10 protein-coding genes are annotated in these 9,430 nt (G+C 68.4%); 8 read left to right on the forward strand and 2 right to left on the reverse strand.

The genetic code is table 11. From position 1 onward, the window contains the following. The first annotated feature begins 119 nt into the window (after nucleotides 1-119). The gene (locus ACFVJS_RS23220; protein ID WP_378885479.1) at nucleotides 120-917 is read left to right on the forward strand and encodes a DUF1684 domain-containing protein; all 798 of its coding nucleotides are present in this window, start codon (nucleotides 120-122) and stop codon (nucleotides 915-917) included. 9 nt (nucleotides 918-926) lie between these two features. Here ACFVJS_RS23220 and ACFVJS_RS23225 read toward each other — a convergent pair whose 3' ends face one another. Further along, the gene (locus ACFVJS_RS23225) at nucleotides 927-2,342 is read right to left on the reverse strand and encodes an MFS transporter (RefSeq protein ID WP_378885481.1); all 1,416 of its coding nucleotides are present in this window, start codon (nucleotides 2,340-2,342) and stop codon (nucleotides 927-929) included. Between the two features lie 118 nt (nucleotides 2,343-2,460). Here ACFVJS_RS23225 and ACFVJS_RS23230 point away from each other — a divergent pair, with 118 nt between their 5' ends. The 4 genes from ACFVJS_RS23230 to ACFVJS_RS23245 all read left to right on the forward strand — a co-directional run bounded on the left by ACFVJS_RS23230 (nucleotide 2,461) and on the right by ACFVJS_RS23245 (nucleotide 5,923). Further along, the gene (locus ACFVJS_RS23230; RefSeq protein ID WP_378885483.1) at nucleotides 2,461-3,288 is read left to right on the forward strand and encodes a helix-turn-helix transcriptional regulator; all 828 of its coding nucleotides are present in this window, start codon (nucleotides 2,461-2,463) and stop codon (nucleotides 3,286-3,288) included. 341 nt (nucleotides 3,289-3,629) lie between these two features. Further along, the gene (locus ACFVJS_RS23235) at nucleotides 3,630-4,715 is read left to right on the forward strand and encodes an FG-GAP repeat domain-containing protein (RefSeq protein ID WP_378885485.1); all 1,086 of its coding nucleotides are present in this window, start codon (nucleotides 3,630-3,632) and stop codon (nucleotides 4,713-4,715) included. Nucleotides 4,716-5,015: 300 nt separating this feature from the next. Next, nucleotides 5,016-5,552 (forward strand): hypothetical protein, encoded by a 537-nt coding sequence (locus ACFVJS_RS23240; RefSeq protein ID WP_378885487.1) that lies wholly within the window; start codon nucleotides 5,016-5,018, stop codon nucleotides 5,550-5,552. Nucleotides 5,553-5,575: 23 nt separating this feature from the next. Beyond that, nucleotides 5,576-5,923, forward strand: coding sequence for a hypothetical protein (locus tag ACFVJS_RS23245; protein WP_378885489.1), 348 nt, complete (start codon nucleotides 5,576-5,578; stop codon nucleotides 5,921-5,923). Between the two features lie 16 nt (nucleotides 5,924-5,939). Here the strand turns inward: ACFVJS_RS23245 and ACFVJS_RS23250 are convergent, their stop codons facing one another. After that, nucleotides 5,940-6,737, reverse strand: coding sequence for a DUF6597 domain-containing transcriptional factor (locus tag ACFVJS_RS23250; RefSeq protein ID WP_378885491.1), 798 nt, complete (start codon nucleotides 6,735-6,737; stop codon nucleotides 5,940-5,942). 63 nt (nucleotides 6,738-6,800) lie between these two features. Here ACFVJS_RS23250 and ACFVJS_RS23255 point away from each other — a divergent pair, with 63 nt between their 5' ends. The 3 genes from ACFVJS_RS23255 to ACFVJS_RS23265 all read left to right on the forward strand — a co-directional run bounded on the left by ACFVJS_RS23255 (nucleotide 6,801) and on the right by ACFVJS_RS23265 (nucleotide 9,378). Continuing rightward, nucleotides 6,801-7,256 carry a DUF3224 domain-containing protein gene (locus tag ACFVJS_RS23255; protein WP_378885493.1) on the forward strand — a complete coding sequence of 152 codons (456 nt, stop codon included), beginning with the start codon at nucleotides 6,801-6,803 and terminating at the stop codon, nucleotides 7,254-7,256. A 132-nt stretch (nucleotides 7,257-7,388) separates the two neighbouring features. Continuing rightward, complete coding sequence (locus ACFVJS_RS23260; protein WP_378885495.1) at nucleotides 7,389-8,204, forward strand: class I SAM-dependent methyltransferase; 816 nt, start codon at nucleotides 7,389-7,391, stop codon at nucleotides 8,202-8,204. A 67-nt stretch (nucleotides 8,205-8,271) separates the two neighbouring features. Beyond that, complete coding sequence (locus tag ACFVJS_RS23265) at nucleotides 8,272-9,378, forward strand: GuaB3 family IMP dehydrogenase-related protein (RefSeq protein ID WP_378885496.1); 1,107 nt, start codon at nucleotides 8,272-8,274, stop codon at nucleotides 9,376-9,378. Nucleotides 9,379-9,430 lie beyond the last annotated feature (52 nt).

Consider the following 9,430-nt stretch of genomic DNA (forward strand, 5'->3'; position numbering starts at 1 on the left):
CCCGATTTCGTACGACGAGAACATCACGATGTGGGCATTTCGAGCACAAGATCGAGCAAGACCGAGTTCAATCCCAGAGTTGGACCTGGGCTTGCAATCTGGACCTTTCGGGAGGACCCATGACCGTCGTCGACACTGAGACCTTCGCCCAGGAATGGGCGGCGTGGCACGAGGAACACGAGAAGAAGCGCGCATCCGCGCACGGCTTCCTGGCGATCACGTCGATCCATTGGCTCGGTGAGGAGCCCCAAACGTACGACGACGTGCCGGGCACCTGGTCGAGCGGTCCAGATGGCATCGTGGTCTCGCTCGCACCGGGCGAGTCGCTGGTCCTGAACGGCGCCGAGATCACCGGGCGGCACTCCTTCGGTGTCATCGACGAGAGTAGCGGCGTCACTGCTGCGTTCGGTGACGCCGTCGTCGAGATCGCCAGGCGTGGCGGCACCGACATCCTCCGCCCGCGTCATCCCGACAACCCGGTCTTGACGGGCTACCGCGGCACCGAGGCCTACGCGCCCGACCCGAGCTGGGCCGTGACGGGGCGTTTCGTCGCCTATGATACGCCGGTGCCGACGACGGTCGGCTCGGTCGTCGACGGCCTCGAGCACGTCTACGAGGCGGTGGGCGAGATCGAGTTCACGGTGGGCGACGCCACGCACAGCCTCATCGCCTTCCCTGGATCCGCACCTGGATCCCTGCACGTGCTCTTCGTCGACGAGACCTCCGGCAGGACGACGTACGCAGCCAACCGGAGCCTCTCGGTGGAGGCTCCTGACGACGACGGCAACGTGCTGGTCGACTTCAACCGCGCCACCAACCTGCCGTGCGCCTACATCGACCACGCCACCTGCCCGCTTCCACCGGCCGGCAACCGGTTGCCGGTCGCGATCGAAGCGGGGGAGAAGATTCCTCTCTGAGCGTGGGGCTCAGACAGGCTCGGGCGCCGGGCGTCTGCGGGGCAGGCCGACGGCCACCAGCACCGCGGCGAGGAGGACCAGGACCGCGTTGACCGCGATCGCCACGTGCAGAGCTCCGAGCGAGGCGACGCCGCCGGCAGCGGTGGCGACCGTGGACATGATCGGGATGCCGAGCGCGATCGCGACCTGCTGGGTCATCATCGCCAGCCCGGTGGCCAGCCCCTGCTCGTGGTCGGGCAGCCCAGAGGTGGCGGCGACCATGAACCCCACGATCGCGGCGACGTGCCCGATCGCGCCGACGAAGTTCATGAGCCCGAGGAACCAGAGCCAGCCGACCGAGGGCCCGAGCAGGACGAGCACGCCGGTGGTGACCGCTTGGAGAGCGAGGCCGCCCGCCACGGTGTTGCGTACGCCGAAGGTCTCGATGAACCGAGGAGCGACCGAGCCGCCGATGATCGCGCCCAGACCCATCGCGACGAGCATCAGGCCGGTCTGCAGGGCGTCGAGGCCGAGGACGTGCTGAAGGTACATCGTCAGCACGAAGACCAGCGACGACTCGAAGGCGAAGGTCGCGAACCCGGCGATGTTGCCGAAGCCGATCGTGCGCCGGGTGAGGATCTGCAGCGGCACCAGCGGGTGCGGGTGGGTGGACTCGGCCTTCCAGAAGGCGACCAGCAGGACCACCGCGACGCCGATGGCGCCCAGTCCGGCGACATCGCCGATGCCGGCCTCGCCGAGCCGGGTCGCGCCGTAGACCAGCGCCAGCAGGCCGGCGGTCACCAGCACGGCGCCCGGGACGTCGAGCCGCGACCGCTCCCGGTCGGCAGAGTCACGCAGCACGAACGGCGCGACCGCGACCACCAGCAGCGCGATCGGCACGTTGACCAGGAACGCCCAGCGCCACGACAGCAGATCGGTGAGCACGCCGCCGAGCACCGCCCCGGCGGTGAAGCCGGTCGACATCACCACGCTGTTGAGCCCGAGGGCACGCTGCCGCAGCGGCCCCTCGGGGAAGGAGACGGTGAGCAGCGAGAGCGCCGCCGGGGTGACCGCGGCGGTGGCCAGACCCTGGGCGACCCGGGCGGTCAGCAGCACCTCGGGCGAGGTGGCGACGCCGCCGAGCAGCGAGGCGGCGCCCAGCGCGATCATGCCGATCAGGAAGACGCGCCGGCGGCCGACGTAGTCGCCGATCCGGCCGAAGAGCAGCGTGAACCCGGCCGCGCACAGTGCGAACGCGGTCGCGATCCACTGCACGTGCGCCTCGGCGAAGCCGAGGCTGTCACCGACGGTCGGCAGGGCCACGTTGAGGATCGAGAAGTCGACGGTGAGGGTGAACTGGGAGGCGAGCAGCAGCAGGAGCACCAGCAGCTGTCCGCGGGTCATGCCGGCCTCGCGTACGGGCTCGGCGTGAGTAGTCGTGGTCATGGCCCCAACGCTCCGCCGGATGACGTACGCCAGCCAGACACCTGTCCTGCCACCCACCCGCCTGCCTGGCACTGACAGGGTCAGGAAGAAATCGCCGAGCGGCCGCACTATAGGAACCATGACGACCGAGCTCGGAGAGTTCCTACGCAGTCGCCGGGCGGCGATCAGCCCCGAGGAAGCCGGACTGGTGTCCTACGGCGCCCGACGGGTCCCGGGCCTGCGGCGCGAGGAGCTGGCGATGCTGGCCGGCGTCTCGCCGACCTACTACACCCGGCTCGAGCAGGCCGACCACCACAACGCCTCCGACGCGGTGATCGACTCGCTGGCCCGGGCGCTGCGGCTGAGCGCCGAGGAGCATGATCACCTGAGGCGCCTGGCGCGTCCCGTCGGAACGGTCGCGGGCAGCCGCCGCGACGTGGGACCACGCCCGGCCGCGGTGGCGATGCTGATGGACTATCCCGGTCCGGCGCTCATCGTCGACCACGCCAACTACGTGCTCGCCTGGAACGATCTGGGTCACGGCCTCTTCGGGCATGGGCTGGACTTCGACGCGCCGTACGCCAGCCGTCCCCACCGCCCGAACCTCATCCGTCGGTTCTTTCTCGAACCGGACGGTCCGGAGCTCTTCGTCGACCCCGAAGGCACCGGGCTGCAGATGGTCGGCTTCCTGCGCTACTCCTCGGGCCTGCATCCCGACGACCACATCCTCAGCTGCCTGGTCGGAGAGCTCGTCCAGCGCAGCGACCTGTTCGCCGAGCTGTGGGCCGAGCATCCGGTGATGGACTGCGGCTACGGGATCAAGCGGCTGCGGCATCCGGTGGCGGGGCGGATGGACCTCGCGTACGAGGCGATGGTGCTGCCCGAGACCAGCCAGCGCATCGTGCTCTACCGGGCCGAGCCCGGCTCGCCCTCCGCGGCCGCGCTCGAGCAGCTCGCTCGAGACTAGAGGTCCTGTACGTCGCCGGGGGAGCGCCCACGACCTCCCGGAACGTACGCACAAGGTGATGTGGACCCCGCATCTCCCGTCGTTCGTAAAATCCGCAGGGTAGGCTCCGAGCGTCGCGGTGATCTTGATGTCACCCGGGCGGTATCGGTGAGTATCTCGGGGGTTCGATGCGTTCTACTCGTGGTCGGTGGACAGGCGTGGGTGCTCTGGCCGGGGTGAGCGTGCTGTCGCTGGCGCTGGTCTCAGGCTGCGGTGCCGAAAGGGAGCCAGCGGCGAAAGAAGCCGGCGGATCGAGTTCGACCTCAGCGTCGGCGTCTCCGAGCTCAGAGACCAAGGCTCCCGTGGTCGGGGACATCAACTCGGATGGGTACGGCGACGCGGTGGTCGAAGCAGCGAGCCTGATGGACTTCACCTCAGATGGTTCGGTCTTCAAGATGGCGACCAGCTCGGTGCCGACGTCGTATCCCGAGGTGCTGTGCGACTTCGATGGCGACAACTTCCCCAACGCCATCGAGGAGACTCGTGCCCTCAAGGGAAAGACGGTCGACACGTACAGTGCCCTCGACGCAGAGGGGAACCCGATCGCGTCGGTCAAGCGCCAGCGCGAAGTGCAGGGTCTGGTCGTCAACGGCGTCCACTGTGGCGACTTCGACGGCGATGGCCTTGCCGACCTCGGGCTCGAGGAGGACATCTACAACCACGCTGAGATGGATCGTGCCGAGCTCCATGAGGTGGAGTCGATGCGGGTGCGGTTCACGGTCCATCGCCAGGTGGCACCCGGGAAGCTCGGCAAGCCAGAGGTATGGCTCGACACGCAGACCCCTAAGGGCGAACCCGGCAACACGGTCTTCGACAAGCGCCTCGTGGTCGCTGATCTGAACGGTGACACCAAGGACGACGTGACCCTCTTCGTGAACTACACGACGCGCGAGTTCATGTCCGGTGGGCTGGGCGCCATGTGCGGACACGTAGCGGCATACTCCGACGGGAAGTCTCTCCAGCGCGGACCTGTCCAGAAGTTCGTCTACAAGGACCGCGTGAGCAGCTCAGCCGACGACGCTGAGATCGCCTGCGAAGCCATCCCCGCAGACACCAACGGGGACGGGGTCGACGAGCTTGTCGGCCTTGACGACGCCGGCAAGGCTGCCGTGTGGTCGGCGAAGGGCGGCAAGTGGACCAGGACGAAGGCCAGTACGCGGCCGCCCAGGGGCGGCAAGGGTCGTCCCGGAGTCCTTGCAGGCGCCAGCGACGTCAACGGTGACGGACTCACCGACCTGTTCTCGATCACCGGTCGGGATCAGGCGTCTGTGATGCTGTACGCGGCACAGCCCGATGGGACTCTCTCGGCGCCGAGGAAGATCCTGCAGCTCTCGATGAAGGAGGGCAACTACGACGTGGTGCCGACCCGCCTGAAGCCGGCAGAGTGACTTCGCAGTTATCGCGATGTGAGCGTACTTTGACACTGCATAGCCGAGTTTGCTGGTGATAACGTCCAGTTGATTTGTTAAAGACGCTGTTCTCGGGCGTCGGTCGAACGGAGTTCAGCTGTGAGTGTTCTTGGTAATCGGCTACGGCGCGGCCTGGTTGTGCTCGCCGTCATCCCTGTCGTTGCGCTCGCTCTGTCCACGGAAGCCACGGCCGCAGAGCCCAGTCCGTCGACATCATCGTCGGAGGGTGCCTCGGCGAACCTTCCCCTGCCGTCGGCGTACGTGGCAGGTAAGCCCGACGTGTTGAAGCCGTCAGGCTCATACGCAGGATGGCAAACCTTTCGGAGCAGAGGCCCCGGTCTCAGCATCAAGGTCCCTGGCAAGTGGAAGGAAGACGAGCGACTGGCCACGATCGACGGCGACAACGAGGATGGCATCACCGGCGCCGATCAGCGCTTCATCACGTTGCCGCCCTGGGGCGAGGGAGTGGCCGACTGGACCGGCTTCGTCGAGCTCTTCGCCAAGAAGGACGAGCCGCTCTTCGGAGGGCCAACCGAGGACGTCTCGGACATGCCGGCTTGGCTGGACGAGCAGGTCGCCTCGAGGCTGAACGATCCGACTCTGGCGTTCCGACTGCCGAATTTGAAGGTCGGGGGCCTGGAGCTCTACCACTACGTCGACTACTCCAGTGCCGACGGGGACGCTCGCTGGCACAAGTTCGGTGGTTACCACAAGAAGCACTTCATCAACGTCAGCTGGAGCTTCCACTACATGATCTCGGCCGAAGAGGTCGAGGAGTACATCAACCAGGTCATGGCGACCATCAAGGTCTCGTGAGCAGGGGAGTGACAATGCGAATCGTGACTTTGATCGTCATCCTGCTCGCTGCCTGTGCCGTGAGCGCGTGCGGCGCGGGACCGGAGAAGACCAGGGCTGGAACCGAGAGCCCGCCTGTCAAGGCCGATCCGCTCTCCGAGCGAGACCAGGTGCTCTGCAGCCACACCGAGAACCTGCCCCCACAGGAGGACGACGAAGACGGGACATGGAACACCCACTTCCTCCTGATGAGTGACTGGGCAGAGAACACCGAAATCCGGGCCATCGCAAACGAGTACAGGACGACCTATCTCGAACCAGAGGACGCCGCGGTCTACCCCGACCGCATCCTGAAGATCTGTGCCAAGCACGGCGCCTTGGGAGGCGACTGAGTCCAGAGTGACGGGCTCATAGGTCCTTCGCGTACGTCGCCGGGGGAGCGCCGACGACCTCCCGGAACGTACGCACCAGGTGGGCCTGGTCGCTGAAGTCGAGCTCCGCGGCGACCGTGGCCCAGTCGACGTCGCCGGAGTGGGCGCGGGCGGCGACCTCGAGCACGCGAAACCGCTGCACGACCCACTTCGGGCCGATCCCGACGTACTCGCTGAACAGGCGCTGCAGCGACCGCAGGCTGAGGCCGGCGTGGTCGGCGAGCTGCTCGGCCCGGGTGATCGAGCGGTCGTCCTCGGCGAGGGCCACCCAGCGGCGTACGTCCTCGGCCACGGGGTCGGCGGGGAGGCCGACCTCCAGGAGGTAGGACTCCATCGCGGCAGCCATCTCGGCGGGATCGGAGACGGCCAGGATGCGCTCCGCGGCCGGCCGGTCGTCGGCGCCGAGCAGGTCCTGTGCCGGGACGACCTGGTCGGCGATCGCGCTGACCCGGCTGCCGAGCACGGGGCGGAACAGGCCGGGCAGGAACGAGACGCCGAGGGTGTGGCCGCGACCGGTGAGATGCCGGACGAACGGGCGACGACCGATGCCGTGGACCAGCAGCCGGCCGTCCTCGGCGGCGATGTGGATCCGTGGCTGTGGGATGACCTGCTGGTCGTGTGCGTGGTCGAGGTCCCAGCCGACGTACCAGTGGTAGTCCACGTGCCCCGCCAGCGCCGGCGAGACCGCGAACCGCTCCGTCGTGATCGTCTGCGCCGCCGTCACCGGCCGCACGATCGCGTCCGGGTAGCCCCTGCCCTCCGCCTGGCCAGCCATGCGGCCAACGATATGGCGCGTTCCTTCAATCCCGCGCCCCGGTTTCCCGAGCAGGCTGGAGCCATGAACACCTACGGCAACAAGGCAAGCACCACCATGACCGTCGCCCGCTGGCACGAGGCGGCCTACGTCGACATCGACGGCGAGGGCACCACGATGGGCGACGACGTCTACATCCCCACGCGCGGCCTGACCACCTCCGAGACCGACTACACCTACACCGGCGAGATCGAGGGCACGGGCACGGCGAGGATGATCGGCGCCTACGGCAACCCCGCCGGTGGTGCGGTCTTCGAGGCGTACGAGCAGTTCACCGGCTCCATCGCCGGCCAGGAGGGCTCCTGCGTGTGGCGGATCAGCGGGACGTACGCCGACAAGACCGTCCGCTCCCACCTCACGGTGATCCCCGGCCTCGGCACCGGTGGCCTCGAAGGCCTCGTGGGCGAGGCCGACATGGTCCTCTCCGAGGAGGGCGGCGGGGAGACGTACGGCTTCGTGCTCTCCTACGACTGGAGCTGATGAACGGTGGGGTGGCGCCGCAAAAGATCCTGAACTTCGATGAGTTCGGATCGTGCGGTGTCGCCCGTCGGGGGCCTGGGGTGAGGCTGAACCCTCCAGATCACATCTCGGGTCAACGTCTTGGAGGAAGACATGACCGCAACACCAGCCTCACCCGACCTGAAGGCTCGCCACCGCACGATGTGGGGCCTCGGGAACTACGCCCGCGTCGCCGACGAGCTCATCCCCGAGCTCGGCCGGGTGCTCGTCGAGGCCTGCGAGATCGGACCGGGCGACCGCGTGCTCGACATCGCCGCGGGCACCGGAAACGCCGCCATCCCCGCCGCCCTCGCCGGCGCGGACGTCACCGCAAGCGACCTGACGCCGGAGCTGCTCGAGATCGGGCAGTCCCGCGTGGACGCCGGCGCCGGATCGATCACCTGGCGCGTCGCCGACGCCGAGGCGCTGCCGTTCGACGACGCCGCGTACGACGTGGTCATGTCGTGCGTCGGCATCATGTTCGCGCCGTTCCACGAGAAGTCGGCCGCCGAGCTGGTCCGGGTCGTGCGGCCGGGCGGCCGGATCGGCCTGATCAGCTGGACGCCCGAGGGCTTCATCGGCCAGATGTTCGCGACGATGAAGCCGTTCATGGCACCTCCGCCCGAGGGCGCGCAGCCGCCTCCGCGCTGGGGCGACGAGAGCCACGTACGCGGCCTGCTCGGAGACTCGGTGAGCGACGTCCGGGCCGAGAAGCGGACGGTCGCCATCGACTCCTTCGAGACCGGCGCGGAGTTCCGCGACTTCTTCAAGGCCTGCTACGGGCCGACGATCGTCGCCTATCGAGGGATCGCCGACGACGAGTCACGGACCGGCGAGCTCGACGCCGCGCTCGCCGAACTGGGGGACCGCTACCTCGCCGACGGGAGGATGGACTGGGAGTACCTGCTGCTGACCGCGGTACGCAGCTAGCCCGTCATCGGTCCAGGTCGGTGCGTGCTTTCCGATCTCGATCCGGTCCCGTGGAACAATCCGTCGTGTGACTGAGATCGAGATCGGCCGGGCCAAGCGAGCACGACGGGCGTACGCCTTCGACGACGTGGCGATCGTGCCGTCGCGGCGCACCCGCGACACCACCGAGGTCAGCACCGACTGGCAGATCGACGCCTACCGCTTCGACATCCCGGTGCTCGCCGCGCCGATGGACTCGGTGATGTCCCCGTCGACCGCGATCGCGATGGGCAAGCTCGGCGGTCTCGGTGTCCTCAACCTCGAGGGCGTGTGGACCCGCTACGACGACCCGCAGCCGCTGCTCGACGAGCTGGCCGAGCTGAGCGGCGTCGACGCGACCCGGCGCCTGCAGGAGATCTACGAGGCGCCGATCCAGGCCGAGCTGATCACCGAGCGGCTGCGCGAGGTGCGCGCCGCGGGCGTCACCGTCGCCGGGGCGTTGTCCCCGCAGCGGACCAAGGAGTACGCCAAGGCCGTCGTCGACGCCGGCGTCGACCTCTTCGTCATCCGCGGCACCACCGTCTCGGCCGAGCACGTCTCCTCGCAGGCCGAGCCGCTCAACCTCAAGGAGTTCATCTACGAGCTCGACGTGCCGGTCATCGTGGGCGGCTGCGCGACCTACCAGGCCGCGCTCCACCTGATGCGCACCGGCGCGGCCGGTGTCCTCGTCGGCTTCGGCGGCGGTGCGGCCCATACCACCCGGACGGTGCTGGGTGTCGCGGTGCCGATGGCCTCGGCCGTCGCCGACGTGGCTGCTGCCCGTCGTGACTACCTCGACGAGTCCGGCGGCCGCTACGTACACGTCATCGCCGACGGCGCCGTCGGCCGCTCCGGCGACATCGCCAAGGCGATCGCTTGCGGTGCCGACGCGGTCATGGTCGGGTCGCCTTTCGCCCGCGCCACCGATGCTCCCGGCAAGGGATTCCACTGGGGCAACGAGGCCCACCACGCCGACCTGCCCCGCGGCGAGCGCGTCGCCTTCCAGCCCGTCGGCACCTTCGAGGAGGTCCTCTACGGCCCCTCCCACGTCGCCGACGGCACCATGAACCTCGTCGGCGCCCTCAAGCGGGCCATGGCCACCACCGGCTACACCGACCTCAAGGAGTTCCAGCGGATCGAGGTCGTCGTCGGCTGACGACCCCCCATCCGGCCGAGTCCGCACTTCTGGCGGGCCGAGTCTGTAGTTG

This window comes from Nocardioides sp. NPDC057772, assembly GCF_042798075.1.
Classification (GTDB): domain Bacteria; phylum Actinomycetota; class Actinomycetes; order Propionibacteriales; family Nocardioidaceae; genus Nocardioides.

Excerpts from the sequence above, each read along its gene's own strand:
- ACFVJS_RS23230 (WP_378885483.1), top strand. The coding sequence starts at position 2,461 with ATGACGACCGAGCTCGGAGAGTTCCTACGCAGTCGCCGGGCGGCGATC.
- ACFVJS_RS23220 (WP_378885479.1), top strand. The coding sequence starts at position 120 with ATGACCGTCGTCGACACTGAGACCTTCGCCCAGGAATGGGCGGCGTGG.
- ACFVJS_RS23260 (WP_378885495.1), top strand. The coding sequence starts at position 7,389 with ATGACCGCAACACCAGCCTCACCCGACCTGAAGGCTCGCCACCGCACG.
- ACFVJS_RS23250 (WP_378885491.1), bottom strand. The coding sequence starts at position 6,737 with ATGGCTGGCCAGGCGGAGGGCAGGGGCTACCCGGACGCGATCGTGCGG.
- ACFVJS_RS23225 (WP_378885481.1), bottom strand. The coding sequence starts at position 2,342 with ATGACCACGACTACTCACGCCGAGCCCGTACGCGAGGCCGGCATGACC.
- ACFVJS_RS23255 (WP_378885493.1), top strand. The coding sequence starts at position 6,801 with ATGAACACCTACGGCAACAAGGCAAGCACCACCATGACCGTCGCCCGC.